Origin of the sequence: Brachybacterium sp. NPDC056505, assembly GCF_042794925.1 — a bacterium.
Taxonomy (GTDB): domain Bacteria; phylum Actinomycetota; class Actinomycetes; order Actinomycetales; family Dermabacteraceae; genus Brachybacterium; species Brachybacterium kimchii.
Genome location: NZ_JBHTSV010000038.1, coordinates 1 through 16,652, shown reverse-complemented (window position 1 = coordinate 16,652; position 16,652 = coordinate 1). Strand labels below are relative to the sequence as shown.

16 protein-coding genes are annotated in these 16,652 nt (G+C 73.2%); 6 read left to right on the top strand and 10 right to left on the bottom strand.

Translation table 11 applies throughout. The features are described 5' to 3' along the window. Positions 1-34: 34 nt before the first annotated feature. A complete protein-coding gene (locus ACFQ53_RS15015; RefSeq protein WP_377861038.1) occupies positions 35-862 on the top strand; it encodes a hemolysin III family protein in 828 nt (275 codons plus the stop codon). Positions 863-925: 63 nt separating this feature from the next. Here ACFQ53_RS15015 and ACFQ53_RS15010 read toward each other — a convergent pair whose 3' ends face one another. Then, positions 926-1,348 carry a hypothetical protein gene (locus ACFQ53_RS15010; RefSeq protein ID WP_377861036.1) on the bottom strand — a complete coding sequence of 141 codons (423 nt, stop codon included), beginning with the start codon at positions 1,346-1,348 and terminating at the stop codon, positions 926-928. An 11-nt stretch (positions 1,349-1,359) separates the two neighbouring features. Further along, on the bottom strand, positions 1,360-2,208 hold the full coding sequence (gene mca, locus ACFQ53_RS15005) for a mycothiol conjugate amidase Mca (protein ID WP_377861066.1): 849 nt from the start codon (positions 2,206-2,208) through the stop codon (positions 1,360-1,362). A 290-nt stretch (positions 2,209-2,498) separates the two neighbouring features. Here mca and ACFQ53_RS15000 point away from each other — a divergent pair, with 290 nt between their 5' ends. Both ACFQ53_RS15000 and greA read left to right on the top strand, forming a co-directional pair. Further along, complete coding sequence (locus ACFQ53_RS15000; protein ID WP_377861034.1) at positions 2,499-2,915, top strand: DUF4307 domain-containing protein; 417 nt, start codon at positions 2,499-2,501, stop codon at positions 2,913-2,915. A gap of 235 nt (positions 2,916-3,150) precedes the next feature. Next, complete coding sequence (gene greA, locus ACFQ53_RS14995) at positions 3,151-3,642, top strand: transcription elongation factor GreA (RefSeq protein ID WP_377861032.1); 492 nt, start codon at positions 3,151-3,153, stop codon at positions 3,640-3,642. Between the two features lie 129 nt (positions 3,643-3,771). Here greA and ACFQ53_RS14990 read toward each other — a convergent pair whose 3' ends face one another. Further along, positions 3,772-5,094, bottom strand: a complete 1,323-nt coding sequence (locus tag ACFQ53_RS14990) for an AI-2E family transporter (RefSeq protein WP_377861030.1) — start codon at positions 5,092-5,094, stop codon at positions 3,772-3,774. A gap of 257 nt (positions 5,095-5,351) precedes the next feature. Here ACFQ53_RS14990 and ACFQ53_RS14985 point away from each other — a divergent pair, with 257 nt between their 5' ends. Beyond that, entirely contained in the window at positions 5,352-6,191 is an 840-nt protein-coding gene (locus ACFQ53_RS14985) for an ABC transporter ATP-binding protein (RefSeq protein WP_377861028.1), read from the top strand. Continuing rightward, entirely contained in the window at positions 6,176-7,975 is a 1,800-nt protein-coding gene (locus tag ACFQ53_RS14980; protein WP_377861026.1) for a hypothetical protein, read from the top strand. The genes ACFQ53_RS14985 and ACFQ53_RS14980 overlap by 16 nt, the downstream gene beginning before the upstream one ends. Before the next feature lie 63 nt (positions 7,976-8,038). Here the strand turns inward: ACFQ53_RS14980 and ACFQ53_RS14975 are convergent, their stop codons facing one another. From ACFQ53_RS14975 to glmS, 7 genes are all read right to left on the bottom strand, one after another. After that, entirely contained in the window at positions 8,039-8,617 is a 579-nt protein-coding gene (locus ACFQ53_RS14975; RefSeq protein ID WP_377861024.1) for a GNAT family N-acetyltransferase, read from the bottom strand. Continuing rightward, positions 8,614-9,321, bottom strand: coding sequence for a tRNA (adenosine(37)-N6)-threonylcarbamoyltransferase complex dimerization subunit type 1 TsaB (tsaB, locus tag ACFQ53_RS14970; protein WP_377861022.1), 708 nt, complete (start codon positions 9,319-9,321; stop codon positions 8,614-8,616). The genes ACFQ53_RS14975 and tsaB overlap by 4 nt, the downstream gene beginning before the upstream one ends. Further along, a complete protein-coding gene (gene tsaE, locus ACFQ53_RS14965; protein ID WP_377861020.1) occupies positions 9,318-9,956 on the bottom strand; it encodes a tRNA (adenosine(37)-N6)-threonylcarbamoyltransferase complex ATPase subunit type 1 TsaE in 639 nt (212 codons plus the stop codon). The genes tsaB and tsaE overlap by 4 nt, the downstream gene beginning before the upstream one ends. Next, positions 9,956-11,389, bottom strand: a complete 1,434-nt coding sequence (gene alr / locus ACFQ53_RS14960; protein ID WP_377861018.1) for an alanine racemase — start codon at positions 11,387-11,389, stop codon at positions 9,956-9,958. Before alr ends, tsaE begins: the two co-directional genes overlap by 1 nt. Next, positions 11,386-12,933: an NAD(P)H-hydrate epimerase gene (locus ACFQ53_RS14955; RefSeq protein ID WP_377861016.1), complete on the bottom strand. Its 1,548-nt coding sequence runs from the start codon at positions 12,931-12,933 to the stop codon at positions 11,386-11,388. Before ACFQ53_RS14955 ends, alr begins: the two co-directional genes overlap by 4 nt. Continuing rightward, positions 12,930-13,364 (bottom strand): holo-ACP synthase, encoded by a 435-nt coding sequence (locus tag ACFQ53_RS14950; RefSeq protein WP_249479026.1) that lies wholly within the window; start codon positions 13,362-13,364, stop codon positions 12,930-12,932. Before ACFQ53_RS14950 ends, ACFQ53_RS14955 begins: the two co-directional genes overlap by 4 nt. Before the next feature lie 91 nt (positions 13,365-13,455). Beyond that, positions 13,456-15,324, bottom strand: coding sequence for a glutamine--fructose-6-phosphate transaminase (isomerizing) (glmS, locus tag ACFQ53_RS14945; RefSeq protein ID WP_377861014.1), 1,869 nt, complete (start codon positions 15,322-15,324; stop codon positions 13,456-13,458). Positions 15,325-15,597: 273 nt separating this feature from the next. On the opposite strand from glmS, the gene coaA reads away from it, so the two are divergent. After that, on the top strand, positions 15,598-16,554 hold the full coding sequence (coaA, locus tag ACFQ53_RS14940; RefSeq protein ID WP_377861012.1) for a type I pantothenate kinase: 957 nt from the start codon (positions 15,598-15,600) through the stop codon (positions 16,552-16,554). The last annotated feature ends 98 nt before the right edge of the window (positions 16,555-16,652 follow it).

The window sequence follows — 16,652 nt, the reverse complement described above, 5'->3', positions numbered from 1 at the left end:
CCCCACTTACGGAACCGTAGGTTACGCTCACGGCATGGCCCTGGCACCCCACCGCTCCCCCGACTCCGAGACCGACCGCGACAGCGTCTCGGAGGCCGCTCGGCGTCCGATCACGCCGGCCGAGCCGCCGTCGGCCCTCGAGGACGACCAGATCCCGACCGCGTCGACGCACCCCTTCGCCCCGCGCGAGCTGACCCGGCAGATGGCGCGCCGCGCGAAGGAGCTCGGGATCGCGCTGCCCAAACCCCGCCTGCGCGGCGTCCTGCACATGCTCGCCCTGCCGGCGGCGCTGATCGCCGGGCTGCTGCTGGTCGCTCTCGGCGACGACCTGCCCACCCGGCTCGCGTGCGCGGTCTTCGTGCTGACCTCGTGCCTGCTGTTCGGCGTGAGCGCGACCTACCACCGCGGCACCTGGCGCGCCGAGCACGCGCTCATGCTGCGGCGCTTCGACCACGCGAACATCTTCCTCATCATCGCGGGGACCTACACGCCGATCGCGGCGTCGATGCTGCAGCCGCGCTCGGCGGTCACCCTGCTGGTGATCTGCTGGACGGGCGCCCTGATCGGCGTGGGCTTCCGCATCTTCTGGACGAGCGCCCCGCGCTGGCTCTACGTGCCCGCGTACGTGGCGCTGGGCTGGGTGGCGATCTTCTACATGCCCCAGATCATCGCGGGCGGCGGCTGGGCCGTGGCCTGGCTGATCATCGCGGGCGGCATCGCGTACACGCTGGGCGCGCTCGTCTACGGGCTCAAGCGGCCCGACCCCTCACCGGCGTGGTTCGGGTACCACGAGATCTTCCACGCGTGCACGATCGCAGGGTTCGTCTGCCACTTCGTCGCGGTGGCGATCGCGGTCATCTGATCGCAGGGCCGCCACTGATCGCAGGGTCGCCCCGAGTGTCGGGGCGGCGGGCCGACGCGGCGCTCAGTCGCGCGGACGATCGTCCTCGCCGTCGGTGGAGTCCCCGTCGTCCGACGGCTCCTCCCCGGCGGCCGGCGCCGACTCGTGAGCAGGACCGTCCTCGTCGGCCTGCCCCGCCCCGGCGGCGGGCTCTGCGCCGTTCGACGGCTCTGCCCCGTTCGACGGCTCTGCGCCGTCGTCAGACCCGGTCCCCTCGCCCTGCCCCTCTTGGGCGAGGTGGTCCTCGGCGCGCGAGCGGGCCTGGATGCGGCGCACGCGGCGCGTCATGTCGAGGGCGAGCAGCACGATGACGGCGGCCAGCAGGAACATCACGATGAAAGCGGGCAGCCCCGGCGTGACGGTCGTCGCGGTCATGTCCCCGGAGTCCGAGGGCGCGGCGAGCAGCCGTCCGCCTGACGTCGCGAGCCCGATCACCCCGGCGCTCATCGGCCCGGCGCTCATCGCAGACCCGCGAACAGGTCGGTCTCGGGCAGGGTGACGCCGATGCGTGAGGTGCGCAGCTCGTAGTCGTCGGTCGCCCAGTGCGACTCGCGCAGGACGTCGTTGGGGATGTGGAAGAAGAAGCCCTCGGGATCCACCTGGGTGGCGTGGGCGCGCAGCGCCGCGTCGCGGATGTCGAGCTCGTCGCTGATGTCCACGCGCGTGGTCACCAGGCGGTCGGCGCCGCCGGGGAAACGCTGGGCCATCTCCTCGAGCTGCTCGTCGGGGGTGCCGCGTCCCCGCAGGAAGTCGGCGATGCCCTGGAAGCGGCGGCGGGAGAAGCCGTTGATGTAATACATCTTCGCGACCTTCCACGGCTCGCCGAGCTCGGGGGCGTACTCGGGGTCCGCGGCCCTGTCGAAGGCGAGCGCGCTGATCCGGTGGCACTGGATGTGGTCGGGGTGCGGGTAGCCGCCGTTCTCGTCGTACGTGGTGAGCACGTGCGGACGCAGTCGGCGGATCGCGGCGACCAGGGGGCGTGCGCCCTCCTCGACGCTCACGCGCGCGAAGCATCCCTCGGGGAGCTCGGGCCGGGGATCGCCCTCGGGCAGGCCCGAGTCGACGAACCCGAGCCACTCGTGGTCCACGCCCAGGACCCTCTGCGCCGCGGCCATCTCGGTGCGGCGCACCGCGGGCAGGTCCGCGAGGATCTCCTCGTCGTCGGCGAGCTTCGGGTTGAGGATGTCGCCGCGCTCTCCGCCGGTGCAGGTGATGACGGTGACCTGTGCCCCCTCGCGCACGTACTTGGCCATCGACCCCGCCCCCTTGCTCGACTCGTCGTCGGGGTGGGCATGCACGGCGACCATGCGCAGCCGGTCGTCGCTCTCGGGCTCGAGGTCGGGCACGTTTCCACCTTCACCGGGTCGGGGTCGTACAGGTCTGGTCCCGTCGGTCGGGACGGGTCTCGTCCCGTCCCTCGGGACGGGTCCGCGGGCGGGGCTCGGGGCCTCGCCGCGGGCGGCGCCGACGACCCGGTATCGGGCGCGTCTCCGCACCAGCCGAGGGTACGCCACCTGCCTGGTCCCGGACTGGGGCGAGGGCCGAGACCCCCGCCACTCGGACGCCGGGTCCAGGTGGGATCTGGGAGGATGGGTGCATGGACGCGCACGCTCCGAGCACCCCCACGGGATCGACCGATCCGCTCGCCTCCCGCTACGGGGGCCCGCTGGTGCCGAAGCGCACCGCGCGCGTGCTGTACGTGATCGGGGCCGTCGTGTTCCTCGCCGTGCTCGCGTTCGTCGGCTACCGCTTCGCGGACCAGCCCGTGACCGCGAAGGACGTCGGCTACGACCACGTCGACGACGACACGATCTCGCTCACCTTCCAGCTCACCCGCAGCCCCGGCGTCGACGCCACGTGCACGGTGCAGGCGCTGAACGCGGGCCGCGCGCAGGTGGGCTTCCGCGAGGTCGAGATCCCCGGGGGCCCCGAGCGGCAGGTCGTGCGCACCGTGGACATCGACACCCAGGGCGAGGCGGTCAGCGCCGAGGTCATCAGCTGCCAGAAGGCCTGATCCTCCGCCTGCCGAGCTCGCGGCACCGGGACCCGCGGCGGGGCCCGGATCCCGGGCGTCCGACGCGCCGCACCGTTGGGGGCGCCGGTCGCATCCGTTGTACGATGCTCTGATACCGACAGCGCGTCGGTCTTCATCACCCGCACACGGGGCGCATGCGCAACATGTGCCCCGTGAACTGTGTCGGGCGTCCGCCGAGGGCGGCCGCCCGCGACAAGACATCAGGAGTGTTCGCATGAGCAGCCAGCCCACTGGTTCCTGGCTCACCCAGGACGCCTACGACCGCCTCACCGCGGAGCTCGCCGAGCTCGAGGGGCCCCGTCGCACCGAGATCGCCGAGCGCATCGCCGCGGCTCGCGACGAGGGCGACCTCAAGGAGAACGGCGGCTACCACGCGGCCCGCGAGGAGCAGGGGAAGAACGAGGCTCGCATCGCGGAGCTCACCCATCTGCTGAAGAACGCGGTCGTCGGCGAGACCCCGAAGGACGACGGCGTCGTCGAGCCGGGCATGGTCGTGAAGATCTCGATGGCCGGCAAGGACCGCACGTTCCTGCTGGGCAACCGCGAGATCGCGGACGACGGCGAGGACCTCGAGGTCTTCTCGACCGAGTCCCCTCTGGGCTCGGCGATCAACGGCTCGAAGGTCGGCGAGAGCATCGACTACGAGGCGCCCAACGGACGCTCGCTGAGGATCGAGATCATCTCCGCGAAGCCCTACCGCGCCTGAGCGATCCGCCGGGCGCCTGAGCGCCGCGACGGGCGACCGGACGACGAAGGCCGGGTCTGCGTGCCGGAACCTCTAGGTTCCGACGGCAGACCCGGCCTTCTCCGTACCCGGCGGCCCGGTGCGGAGGCGTCACTCCCCTGCCCGGGGCTCCTCGCCGTCCTTCGGGGCCGCACCGCTCGCGACCTCCTCGGCAGATTCCTCGCGCAGCGCGGCGGCCTGCGCCTTCGAGGACTCGGCCTTCGCGCGGCGCTTCGCCTCGCGTGCGGACTCCTCGTGCTTCTTGGGGCGGGGCGGGGCCGTGAGCTCCGCGTCCACGGTCTCGTCGAGCCCGAGGTCCGGCGAGGGGTCCCGGCCCGTCATGTACAGCAGCGTGGCGTTGACGAAGGCGATCACGGGGATCGAGAACAGGGCGCCCGCGATGCCGGCGATCATCGCGCCCGAGGCGACGCCCAGGAACACGGCCAGCGGGTGCAGCTCGACGGCCTTGCCCATGAGGAAGGGCTGGAGGACGTTGCCCTCGATCTGCTGCACGGCGATGACGACCGCGAGCATGATGATCGCGAAGACCCAGCCCTTGAGCACCAGCACGATGAGGATCGCGATGGCGCCCGAGAGGATCGCACCGACGAGCGGCACGAAGGAGAACAGGAACACGAGCAGCCAGATCGGCACGGCGTAGGAGCCCACGCCGAGCGCGATCATGCCGATGCTGATGCCGGTCGCGTCGACAGCGGCGACCATGATCTGCGTGCGCATGTACGCCGACAGCGCCTTCCAGCCGCGGCGGAAGGCCTCGTGGGTGGGCACGCGCGCGGCCGGGGGCAGCAGGCCCACCACCCAGCGCCAGATCGTCGATCCGCTCGAGAGCAGGAAGAAGAGGGTGAACAGGGCGATCACGATGCCCGTGACCACGTTGCCCACGGTCGAGACCGTCGAGAAGGCCCCGCTGATCAGGGAGTCCGTGTTCTCCTGCAGCTTCGCGAGGATCTCGTCCGTCGCCTTGGTCATCATCGAGTCGTCGAGGTTGAACGTCGTGTTCGCCCAGTCGAGCAGCGTCTGCGCACCGGTGATGGCCTTGGCGTAGATGTCACCGGCCTGCGCGAACAGCTGGCGGCTGGCCAGCGTGAACATGCCGATCACCACGATGATCAGCGCCACCAGCGCGACGCCGCTTGCGGCCGCCCGTCCCAGGAACGTGTGCCGGGTCAGCAGGCCCACCAGCGGGGAGAGCAGCGAGGCGATGAGGATCGCGATCAGCACCGGGATCACGATGGCCGTGATCTTGAGGATGCCCCAGATGATCAGGGCGGCCGCGGCGGTGATCACGATCAGCCGCCAGGACCAGGCCCCCAGGCGTCGGATCCCGATCGGGATCTCTGCGACCTCGCGCGGGGTGCTCGGTGATTCGTCGGCGCCCTCGGCGTCCGCGAACCGGCGACGGGGTGTCGTCATGGGAAGGTTCCCCTCTCGGATGTCGGCACTCGGCCAGGTTGCACTCTATCTGCTCGCTCCCCGCCCGCGTCCTGCCGGTGGGCGGCGGCGGCGCTCGGACCCGGCGCACGGACCCGGCGCTCAGACGATCGGCCGATGTCCGCGCCCCGCACCGCGGCCGATCGTCCCGGTCGCCCGCGGCGTCACCGACTTAGGTCGGGTGCGCGCACCGCCGACGGATGGTCGAGCCTCCCGCGGCGCCCCCGTAGTCTTCGAGCATGAGCCAGCCCACAGTCCCGGTCCACGAACCGAGTGCCGCCGCGACCGGCGGCCCGAGCCCCGCTGCCACCGCCCCGCCCGGCGCAGAGCCCGCTCTGCACGTCGACGGTCTGCGCAAGTCCTTCGACGGCACCGAGGTCGTGCACGGCATCTCGCTGTCGATCCCGCGCGGCGCCTTCTACGGGATCGTCGGCCCGAACGGCGCCGGCAAGACGACGACCCTGTCGATGGCGACCGGTCTGCTGCGTCCCGACGGCGGCAGCTCGCACGTGCTGGGCGCCGACATGTGGAGCGAGCCCGAGCGCGCCAAGGCGCAGATGGGGGTGCTGGCCGACGGCCTGCGCACCTTCGACCGGCTCACCGGGCGCGAGCTGCTCACCTACGTCGGCCTCATCCGCGGCATGGACCCGGCGGTCGTCGACGAGCGCAGCACCTCGCTGCTGGAGGCCATGGACCTCGCCGGGGAGGACGGCAAGCTCGTCGTCGACTACTCGGCCGGCATGACGAAGAAGATCCTGCTGGCATGCGCGCTGATCCACGCCCCGCGCCTGCTCGTGCTCGACGAGCCGCTCGAGGCCGTCGACCCGGTCTCCGGACAGCGGATCCGCCAGATCCTGCGCGCCTTCGTCGCCGGCGGCGGCACCGTGGTGCTCTCGAGCCACGTCATGGAGCTCGTCGAGGAGCTGTGCTCGCACGTCGCGATCATCGCCCGCGGAGAGATCCTCGCCGACGGCACGCTCGAGGAGGTCCGCGCCGGCGGCAGCCTCGTGCAGCGCTTCATGGACCTCGTCGGAGCGGGCGAGGTCGAGGAGGGGAGCCTGTCATGGCTGCAGTCGTGAGAACCGATGAGCACGGGGCGCCGGCGGGAGGCCCCTTCGGCACCGCCGATCGCGCCCACGCCTCCGAGGGCTCCACGCCCACCGGGACCTCCGGGACTTCCGACATCACCACCGCGGGTGGCTCCCTGCACGGCAGCGTGCACGGCATGGCGCTCGTGCGGCTGCTCATGCGGCTGAAGTGGATCCTGTGGCGCCGCTCGTTCCGCAAGAACGTCGGCAAGATCGTCGGCACCGTCTTCGGGGGTCTCTACGGTCTGGGCGGGATGGCCACCCTGGTCGCCCTCGTCGTCGCCACGGTCGTCATGGACGCCGACGGGTCCGTGTTCCCCACCGCCGTCCGCGCGCTGGGCACTGTGCTCGTGCTGGTCTGGCTGCTGCTTCCGCTGTTCGCCTTCGGCGTCGACGACTCCCTGGACCCCCGCAAGCTGGCCCTGTACCCGCGCACCGCGCGGGAGCTGCAGCCGGGGATGCTGGCCGCCGGGGCCATCAGCCTGCCCACCCTGTTCACCGTGCTCGGGGTCGCGATCACGAGCGTCGGCGTCATCATCTGGGCGGCGATGCATGCGACCGGGCCGATCTGGATGGTCCTCGCGATCATCGCGCTGGTCCCCGCCCATCTCGCCGGCATCGTGCTCTGCCTGCTGCTGCCGCGCGCGGTCCTCGCGCACCAGGCCTCGCGCTCCTCCTCGCGGCGCGGCCGCGAGGTGGGCGGCGTGATCGGCATCGTCGTCATGCTGGGCGCCCTCTACGGCATCAGCCTGCTGGGGCAGTCGCTCGACGGCGCGAACATCTCCCTGTGGTCGAAGGTGCTCGCCACGGGAGCGCAGATCGGGGCGTGGACCCCCTTCGGCGCGCTCTTCTCCGTGCCCGTCGACCTCGCCCAGGGCGCCGTGCTGCCCGCCCTCGTCCGCGCGGTGATCGGAGCGGCCACCATCGTGCTGGTGTGGCTGTGGTGGCGCCGCAGCATCGATCTGGCGATGCGCGAGGCCCTGGTCGGCGATGCCTCCTCCGGCAGCGCGAAGGTCTCCGCCCTGGTGCCGCGCTTCGTGCGCTCGAGCGCGTTCGGCGCGGTCATGGGCCGCTCCCTGCGCTACTGGCGCCGCGATTCCCGCTACCTCGCCTCGGTCGTGATCATGCCGGTCATGCTCGTGTTCTTCGTGGCGATGGGCCTGATCAACGAGAACAACCGCGTCACGCCGTTCATGGGCGTGCTGCTCGTGGCGGCGATCAGCGGGATCACGCTCGCGAACGAGATCGGCTTCGACGGGCCCGCGGGCTGGGTGAACATCACCGCGGGAGTCCCGGCCCGTGCGAACCTGCGCGGTCGGATCGCCGCGATGGCCGTGTTCACCGTGCCGTTCCTGGTGCTCGCTGCGATCGTGGTCCCGATCCTCATGGGCCGGCCCGACCTGGTGCCCATGATCCTGCTCGGCGCGCTCGGACTGACGATGGGCGGCTGGGGCGCCTCGTCCCTGATCGGGACGATCATGCCCTACCCGACGGCCGCTCCCGGCACGAATCCGATGAAGGACCGCTCGTCATCGAACGCGAGCGCGATGCTTGCGATGGGGCTGGCGACGGCCGCCGTGTTCGTCCCTCAGCTGCCCGCGGTCGGCGTCGCGATCTGGGGACTCGTCGTCGACGGGCCGATGATCCTGATCGGCGCCGGGGTGCTCTCCCTGGTGATCGGGGTCGTGGTGCTGCTGGTGGGTCTGCGGCTCGCCGAGCGCCGGCTCGAGGCGCACTACGTGGACGTCTTCCAGCGGGTGCACCACCACGTGTGATCCCAGGCCCGCAGGTGTGCGGACCCGCAGGCGGGCGGGCCCGCACCCGGGTCCTCCGGTCAGTCAGTCCTGCGCGAGCTCGCGGATCATCACCCGGGCGTCGACCGGGCCGCGGGGTCCCGGGTAGTAGCCGGGCCGTCGGCCGATGTCCTGGAACCCCGCCGCCTCGTAGACGGAGCGGGCGCGCGTGTTGTCCTCGCGCACCTCGAGCACGAGGGCGCGCGCGCCTCCCTCGCGGGTCGCGCGCAGCGACCAGTCGAGCAGGGCTCGCCCGATGCCGCGGCCGGGCAGGGTGGTGCCGATCGTGTGGAGGTCGGCCGAGTCGCCGAGGAGCATGACGCCCGCGTAGCCGACGATCTCGCCGGCCGCGTCAGGAGCATCGGGCTCCTCGGCGGATCCGCCGGTCGGGAGTCCGCTCCCCTGCTCGACGACGACGAAGCGGCGGGAGGGGTGCGCGATCTCCTCGCGGACCATGTCGAAGGTCCAGGCGTCCTCGGGGAACAGCCGCAGCTCGAGCTCGGCGATCGGCAGGGCGTCCTCGAGGGTGGCGACGCGCAGACGCATCCCCTCGGGCAGCCGCGTCTGCTCGGGGAAGTCCCCGGCCTCCGACGCGGGCGCTCGCTCGGGCGCGGGCTCGGTCACCGCCGGCCCAGGGCGCTCTTGCGCGCCGACGGCTTCTTCGCGTCGGGCTCGCGCAGGTAGAGGGGCTCGGTCGAGGTCAGGTCCTCGCCGGCGTCGAGGCGGCGCCGGGCCTCGCGGAGCAGGGAACCGGCGTCGACGTGGGCGAGCGCGGAGTTCGGATGCAGGATCTCGCTGTGCAGGAGGGCGCCGGAGCCCGCGACGACGTCGCAGGCCATGAGCTCCTCGGCGACGTCCGCCGGGGCCGAGACGGCGGGTCCCTCGACCCGGTCGAGGCGCGTTCCGGGCGCCGCGGGCGACTGCTCGTCGGCCCGCTCGTAGCACGCCCAGTAGACCTCGCGGCGCCGCGCGTCGAGCGCGATCGCGAGGCTGCGTGCCTCGGGTGCCTCCTCGGCGGCCTGCAGGGCGAGGGCGTCGAGGGAGCACAGTCCGTGCAGCGGGATGTCCAGGACGAAGGCGATCTCGCGCGCGGTCACGAGACCCACGCGCAGTCCCGTGAAGGGGCCCGGACCGCGTCCGGCGACGACGGCCTCGAGGTCGGCGCGCCCACCGCCCGCCCGGCGCAGGGTGTCGTCGATGAGGGCCATGAGCACCTCGTCGTGGTGCCGTGCGCGGTCGTCCTGGCCGACGGCCAGCACGCGCCCGCTCTCCCGGTCCCCGACGGCCACGCCGACGGCTCCCGAGGTGTCGATCCCGAGCCACATCATGCCTCGCGCCCTTCCGTGGTCGTGGTGGATGCCGCGCCCCCGAGCGCCTCGCGGACCGCGCGGATCCGCGCGTCGTCCCATCGGGGCCCGACGAAGGTGAGGGTCAGAGCACGGGGCTCGTCGAACTCCTCGCCGTCGCCGGCGGCGGTGTCCTGCTCCGGCTGCGTCGACTGCGATGGCCGGAGTGGCTGTTCCGGCCGCGCGTCCTCCGCACCGGTCGCGCGGGAGAGCTCGACGAGCAGGTGCGAGTCGCTCAGCTGCTCGACGACGTCACGTCCCCACTCGACGACCATGACCGCGTCCGAGAGGTCGGAGTCGAGGTCGAGGTCGTCGATGTCCGCGCCGCCGCCGAGCCGGTAGGCGTCCACGTGCACGAGTGCAGGCCCGCCCGCCTCGCTCGGGTGGACCCGGGAGATCACGAAGGTCGGTGACGCGACGGGGCCGCGCACTCCCAGTCCCTCGCCGAGGCCCTGCGTGAAGGTGGTCTTGCCGGCGCCGAGGGGCCCGTCGAGCACGAGCAGGTCGCCCGCACCGAGCAGTCCGGCGAGGCGTCGCGCGAGGTCGCGGGTGCTCCCGGCCCCGGTCGTGGTGAGCGCGAGTGACGCGACGCCCGGTCCGGGCTCGGCACCACTCATCAGCGCTGCTCCCGCGGCACGCGGTTGGAGACCGAGGTGAGGATCTCGTAGGGGATGGTCCCCGCTGCGGTCGCCCAGTCGTCGGCGGTCGGCACGCCGGGATGGTTCTCGGGGAGCGTGGGGTCCGCGGCATCGAGGTCCGCGAGCGCGGGGGCCGATGGGGCCTCGTCGCCCGCCTCCGCGGGCTGGGTCACCTCGGTGGACTCGGTGGACGCGGTCGTCTCCGGCTCCGCGCCGTCCCGGGACTCCGTCGGACCGCCCGTGCCCGCCGCGGGATCCGACTCCGTCTCCTGCACCGGCTCCTCCTCCGTCTGCGCAGAGGCGACGAACTGGGGGGTCACGGCGACCTCGGACGCGTCGTCGCCGAGGGGCGCGAGCGCCTGGGCGGCTCCGAACAGCACGACCTCGTCGCCTGCGCGGGCCCGGGACTCAGTCCCCAGGTCCACCACGATCTGGTCCATGCTGATACGTCCGACCTGCTGGGCGCGGTGGTCGCCGTCGTCGGAGCGCACGAGCACGCTGACCCCGCCGGAGGCGGCGCGCGGCAGCCCGTCGGCGTAGCCGATCGGGACCAGGCCCAACCGGGTGGGCGCGGGGGTGGTGAAGCGGTGGCCGTAGCCGACGGTCTGGCCCGCAGGCACGTCCTTCACGAGGGCGAGCCGGCTGGTGAGCGTCAGCGCCGGGCGCAGATCGAGATCGGTGGCGACGGGCGGGTAGCCGTAGAGGCCGATGCCCGGGCGCACGATGTCGCGGTGCAGGTCGCGCCGGGTGAGGGTCGCGGCGGTGTTCGCGAGGTGCTGGAGCGGGATCGGTCCCGCCTCCTCCTCGAGGGCCTCGCAGGCGGAGTCGAAGATCTCGACCTGCTGGTCGGTCATCGGGTCCTCGGGGTCGTCGGCCGCGGAGAGATGCGTCCATGCCCCGCTGAGGCGGATGAACTCGTCCTCCCTGGCGGCGGAGCCGATGGCGGCGAGCTTCGCGGGCAGGGCGCCGTTGCGCCCCATGCCGGTGTCGATCTTCACGTGGACGCGGGCGCGGCGGTCGGCCTGGCGGGCGGCGTCGGCGACCATCTTGAGCATCGCGAGGCTGCCCACGGAGATCTCGACGCCCTCGGCGACGACGGCGGGGAGGATCTCGGCGGCGGTGCGCGGCTCGTACAGCCAGCTGAAGATCGGCACCTCGATGCCGGCGCGGGAGAGCGCCAGGGCGGAGGCCGGATGGGCGACGCCCAGCCAGGTCGCTCCCCCGGCGACGGCCGCGCGGGCGGCGCTGAGCATGCCGTGCCCGTAGCCGTCGGCCTTGACCACGGCCATCAGCGCGGTGTGCTCGCGCAGCGAATCGGCGATCACACGCGTGTTGTGCGTGATCGCCGAGGTGTCCACGACGGCCCTGTTGGGCACGTGCCGAGGATCCTCTGCGGGGATCGGGATGCTCATGCTCCTCCTGCCTCGTCGGCCGGCGGTCTCCGGTCGGCCCCGGCAAGGATAGTCGCGACGGCGCGCGGGACGTGCTCGGCGACGTCCAGGGCGGCGATCGGCGCCGTCCCTCCGAGGGCCGCGTCGCGGGCGGCCCGGCCGTGCACGAGAGCGGCGAGCGCGGCGGCGCGAGGTCCGGGAAGACCCGCCGCGAGCAGGGCTCCGAGCACTCCGCCGAGCACGTCGCCGGCGCCCGCGGTGGCGAGCTGCGAGGTCGCGTCGTCCTGGCTCAGCAGGGGCTCCGAGGGGTCCGACGGGGCGATGATCGTCACAGCTCCCTTGAGCAGGACGGTCGCCCCGGTGGCCTCGGCGAGGGCGCGCGCGAGTTCCGGCGCGGGCCGCTCGGGGTCGATGCGCAGCGATCGTGCGAGCCGCGCGGCCTCCCCCGCGTGCGGGGTGAGCACGACGCCGGGGTGGAAACCGTCGAGCGCGCCGTCCCCATCGCCCGTGCCCACGGCGGCGAGCGCCCCCGCGTCGACGACGCCGGGAAGCCGCGTCCGCTCGTGGGGCCGGTGCCCGGTGCGCAGGTCCTCGAGGGCGCGCGCGAGGCGCGGATCGTCCTCGGGGACGCCGGAGCCGACCACGCGGGCCTGGTGCTTCCCCTCGCCCCCGACGACCTCGGGCCGACGGGCGAGCACGAGGTCGAGCACGCTGCGCGGGGCATCCAGGCGCACCATGCCCGCTCCCGTCCGGGCAGCGCCGCTGACCGAGAGCACCGCGGCACCGGGATAGGTCTCGGAGCCGGCGGCGATCTCGACGACGCCGCGCGAGTACTTGTCGTCCCCCCGGCCCGGCGTGGGCCAGAGTGCCGCGGCGTCCGCGGTCTCCAGGCGCTCGAGGGCGGGGCGCTCGGGCAGGTGTGGGCCGAGTCCGATGTCCACGAGGTGCACGGTCCCGGCGAGGTCGGCGCCGCCGGGCAGCAGCAGACCGGTCTTCACGGCCCCGAAGGTCACGGTCTCGCGGGCCGCGAGGGCCCAGGGATCGGCGGCGCCGGTGGTGGCGTCGATGCCGCTCGGCACGTCGACCGCGAGCACCGGAGCGTCCAGACCGCGCACCGCGTCGAGCAGCTCGCGCAGCGCGGGCGAGAGCTCAGGGCGCCCTCCGATGCCGGTGATCGCATCGAGCACGAGGGAGATCGGACCGCGCGCGCAGAGCTCGTCGAGGCCGGAGAGCACGCGTCCCCCGCTCGCGCGCAGCGCCGCGGCCCCCGCCTCGTGGTGGCGGCCGAGGACGGCGAGCGCGTCGGCGGCGACCCCGCGCCGTCGCAGCAGGGCGGCGGCGAACAGGCCGTCGCCGCCGTTGTCCCCCGCCCCCGCGAGCACGAGCACGCGCGCGCCGGCGACGGTCCGGGCCCCCGTCGGCCCCTTGTCCCCACGTCCCGCGCGCAGATGCACGAGCGCCCGCTGCGCGAGCGCGAACGCCGCGAGCTGCATGAGCGGCTCCCGCGCCTCGAGCAGCGGGGCCTCGGCGGCGCGCACCTGGTCGGCGGTGAACGCGCGGATCATGCGGGCACCGTCCGGGGTCCGGAGCCGCGCTCGGCGACGACCACGGCCGTCGCGACGTCGGCGTCGTGGGAGAGGGAGAGGTGCAGGTGGGCGACGCCCTGGCGCTCGGCCGCGGCGAGGGTCGCACCGGTGAGGACCAGGTAGGGCCGACCGGCCGCGGTGCGCTCGACGGTCACGTCCTGCCACGAGTAGTCGCCGGGCGCGCCGAGCGCCTTGCCCACCGCCTCCTTCGCGGCGACGCGCGCCGCGCGCGAGGCGGGCGAGAGCCCGCGCTCGGACGGCACGAGCAGACGATCGAGCAGGGCGGGCGTGCGGGCGGCGAGGGCGTCGAGGCGGGCGATGCCCACGACGTCGACGCCCACGCCGACGACGACGCCGTCCTCGCGCGGCGCGAAGGCGCGCGAGGACGGCGGGAGCTGTGCTGGGGTCACCCCGGCAGTATCACACCGAAACGTGCACGGCAGCGGGGCGGGAGCGGGGCGGGAGCGGAGCGGGAGCAGGACGGGCGCCCCGCCCCGCGCCTCACTCGACGGTCACGGACTTCGCGAGGTTCCGCGGCTGGTCGACGTCCAGGCCCTTGGCCGCGGCGAGCTCGCACGCGAAGATCTGCAGCGGGATCACCGTGAGCAGGGGCGCGAACAGGGTGCGGGTCGCGGGCACGCGCAGCACCACGTCGGAGTACGGGAGCACGTCGTCGTCGCCGTCCTCGGCGATCACGAGGGTGCGGGCCCCGCGGGCGCGCACCTCCTGGATGTTCGAGACGACCTTGGAGTGCAGGGAGTCGCGGCCGCGCGGCGAGGGCACGATCACGAAGACCGGCTGCCCCTCCTCCACGAGGGCGATCGGCCCGTGCTTGAGCTCGCCGGCGGCGAAGCCCTCGGCGTGGATGTAGGCGATCTCCTTGAGCTTGAGCGCGCCCTCGAGGGCGGTCGGGTAGCCGACGTGGCGGCCCAGGAACAGCACGCTGGAGACGTCGGCCATGGCGCGGGCGAGGTCGCCCACCTGCTCGGCGTCGTCGAGGACGCGCTGGACCTGCGCGGGAAGCTGGTCGAGGTCCTCCATGAGCGCGGCGATCTCGTCGGGGTACAGGTTCCCGCGCACCTGCGCGAGGTAGAGGCCCAGCAGGTAGCAGGCGGTGATCTGCCCCAGGTAGGCCTTGGTGGAGGCGACCGCGATCTCGGGGCCGACGTGCAGGTAGAGCGCGGCGTCGGCCTCGCGCGGGATGGTCGAGCCGTGCGTGTTGCAGATGGCCACGACCTTCGCGCCCTGCTCCTGCGCGTGGCGCATGGCCATCAGGGTGTCCATGGTCTCGCCGGACTGGGAGATCGCGACCACGAGCGTCTTCTCGGTGACGATCGGATCGCGGTAGCGGAACTCGTGGGCGAGCTCGACCTCGGTGGGGATGCGGCACCAGTGCTCGATCGCGTACTTCGCGACGTTGCCGGCGTTCGCGGCGGTGCCGCAGGCGACGACGATGATCTTGTCGACGCTGCGCAGCACCGAGGGGTCGATGCTCATCTCGTCGAGGTGGAGCTTCCCGGACTCGATGCGCCCGCGCAGGGTGTCGGCGACGGCGGTCGCCTGCTCGTGGATCTCCTTGGCCATGAAGGAGTCGTGGCCGCCCTTCTGCGCCGCGGTCACGTCCCACTCGATCGTGAAGCGCTTGGGCTCGGGCACGAGCTCGCCCTCGAAGGTGGTGACGACGACCTCGTCCGCGGTGACGGTGACGATCTGGTCCTGGCCGATCTCGAGGGCATCCCGGGTGGAGTCGACGAAGGCGGCGACGTCGGACCCCAGGAAGTTCTCGCCCTCGCCGAGGCCGACGACGAGCGGGGAGTTGCGGCGCGCGGCGACCACGCGGTCGGGGGCGTCGCGGTGCACCGCCAGCAGCGTGAAGGCGCCCTCGAGGCGGGCGACGGCCGCGCGCATCGCGTCGGTGAGGTCCCCGGTGCCCTGCATCTCGCGGGCGACCAGGTGAGCGGCGACCTCGGAGTCGGTCTCGGAGCGGAAGACGAAGCCCTCGGTCTCGAGCTCGGCGCGCAGGGCCGCGAAGTTCTCGATGATGCCGTTGTGCACGAGGGCGAGCTCGTCGTCCTTGCCGCCCAGGTGGGGGTGGGCGTTGCCGTCGGTGGGGGCGCCGTGGGTGGCCCAGCGGGTGTGGCCGATCGCGATCGGGGAGGTGGTGTCCTCCTCACCCGCGAGCGCATCGCGAAGGTTCTGCAGCTTCCCGGCGCGCTTGGCGACGCGGACCTGGCCGTCGTCGATCACGGCGATGCCCGCAGAGTCGTAGCCGCGGTACTCGAGGCGCGCGAGGCCCTGGAGGGCGACCTCGAGGGGACGGGGAGAGGGGGAGGCGGGGACGGAGCCCACGTAGCCGACGATTCCACACATGGCCCCGACGCTAGCGGGCACGGGACCCGCGGCGCCCCCTGCGACGCGGGTCCGAGGGAGGCCTCGCTCACCTTCGCAGGGGCCCGTGCCCGGCCCTGACGGGGAGTGCGCACGACCTGTCAGATTCGCGCACGGACCTCTGCGCGGTCCTGAGCGGAACGGTCATGCGCCGCCGTTCGTCCGCGTCCGACCAGTCCCCGTGCCACGGGTTCGCGCCCGTGTCCCCGCCATTCGCGCCCGCGGGCCCCGCGGCCGATGGAACAATGGCTGACCATGAGATCCCATGCGGTCCACGGATCGTTCACCCCCTTCGACGAGATCCGCCGCGAGGACTGGGCCCGGCTGTCGGACCAGACGCCCCTCCCTCTGACCGCCGAGGACGCCGAGAAGCTGCGGGGACTGGGCGACAAGCTGGACCTCGCGGAGATCGACGCGGTCTACCGCCCCATCACGCACCTGCTCAACATCCAGGTCGGCTCCGCGCAGGAGCTGCGACGGGCACGCAGCGGCTTCCTCCACCAGGGCCTGCAGCGCACGCCCTACGTGATCGGCGTGGCGGGCTCGGTCGCAGTCGGCAAGTCCACGACGGGTCGTCTGCTGCGCGAGCTCATGGCGCGTCGGCCCGACACCCCGAACGTGCAGCTGGTGACGACCGACGGGTTCCTGCTGCCGACGGCGGAGCTCGAGGCCCGCGGCATCCTGCACCGCAAGGGCTTCCCCGAGAGCTACGACCGCAAGGCCCTGCTGCGCTTCGTCGCGGAGGTCAAGGCGGGCACGGACCGCGTCGAGGCGTCCGTCTACTCCCACCTCGTCTACGACATCGTGCCCGATCAGAAGGTGGTCGTGGAGCGGCCCGACGTGCTCATCATCGAAGGGCTCAACGTGCTGCAGCCCGCGCGGCCGCGCAGCGACGGCCGCCTGGGCGTCGCGGTCTCCGACTACTTCGACTTCTCCGTCTACGTCGACGCGCGCACCGAGGACATCCGCCGCTGGTACATCGAGCGCTTCCTGCGACTGCGGCAGACGGCCTTCTCCGACCCGCGCTCCTACTTCCACCGCTACTCGCGCCTCACCGACCAGGAGGCGCGCGCGACCGCGGAGCAGATCTGGGACGACGTCAACGGCCCGAACCTCGCGGAGAACGTCGCCCCCACGCGCGGCCGCGCGGACCTCGTGCTGCGCAAGGACGCCGAGCACCGCGTGCGCAGCGTCCTGCTGCGCAGGGTCTGAGGGCCGCGAGAGGACGGAGAAGGGGGGGGCGGGGGGGCGGGGGGGGGCGGCGCGGCGGGCCGCCCTGGGAGGGGGGCGCGCGCCCCGCCCCCCCCGGC

Bases quoted from the DNA above. Each gene is read 5' to 3' on its own strand.
- ACFQ53_RS14980 (WP_377861026.1), top strand. From the start codon at position 6,176: ATGGCTGCAGTCGTGAGAACCGATGAGCACGGGGCGCCGGCGGGAGGC.
- mca (WP_377861066.1), bottom strand. From the start codon at position 2,208: ATGGTCGCCGTGCATGCCCACCCCGACGACGAGTCGAGCAAGGGGGCG.
- tsaB (WP_377861022.1), bottom strand. From the start codon at position 9,321: ATGATGTGGCTCGGGATCGACACCTCGGGAGCCGTCGGCGTGGCCGTC.
- ACFQ53_RS15015 (WP_377861038.1), top strand. From the start codon at position 35: ATGGCCCTGGCACCCCACCGCTCCCCCGACTCCGAGACCGACCGCGAC.
- greA (WP_377861032.1), top strand. From the start codon at position 3,151: ATGAGCAGCCAGCCCACTGGTTCCTGGCTCACCCAGGACGCCTACGAC.
- glmS (WP_377861014.1), bottom strand. From the start codon at position 15,324: ATGTGTGGAATCGTCGGCTACGTGGGCTCCGTCCCCGCCTCCCCCTCT.
- alr (WP_377861018.1), bottom strand. From the start codon at position 11,389: ATGAGCATCCCGATCCCCGCAGAGGATCCTCGGCACGTGCCCAACAGG.
- ACFQ53_RS15010 (WP_377861036.1), bottom strand. From the start codon at position 1,348: ATGAGCGCCGGGGTGATCGGGCTCGCGACGTCAGGCGGACGGCTGCTC.
- ACFQ53_RS14955 (WP_377861016.1), bottom strand. From the start codon at position 12,933: ATGATCCGCGCGTTCACCGCCGACCAGGTGCGCGCCGCCGAGGCCCCG.
- tsaE (WP_377861020.1), bottom strand. From the start codon at position 9,956: ATGAGTGGTGCCGAGCCCGGACCGGGCGTCGCGTCACTCGCGCTCACC.
- ACFQ53_RS15000 (WP_377861034.1), top strand. From the start codon at position 2,499: ATGGACGCGCACGCTCCGAGCACCCCCACGGGATCGACCGATCCGCTC.
- ACFQ53_RS14990 (WP_377861030.1), bottom strand. From the start codon at position 5,094: ATGACGACACCCCGTCGCCGGTTCGCGGACGCCGAGGGCGCCGACGAA.
- ACFQ53_RS14985 (WP_377861028.1), top strand. From the start codon at position 5,352: ATGAGCCAGCCCACAGTCCCGGTCCACGAACCGAGTGCCGCCGCGACC.
- coaA (WP_377861012.1), top strand. From the start codon at position 15,598: ATGAGATCCCATGCGGTCCACGGATCGTTCACCCCCTTCGACGAGATC.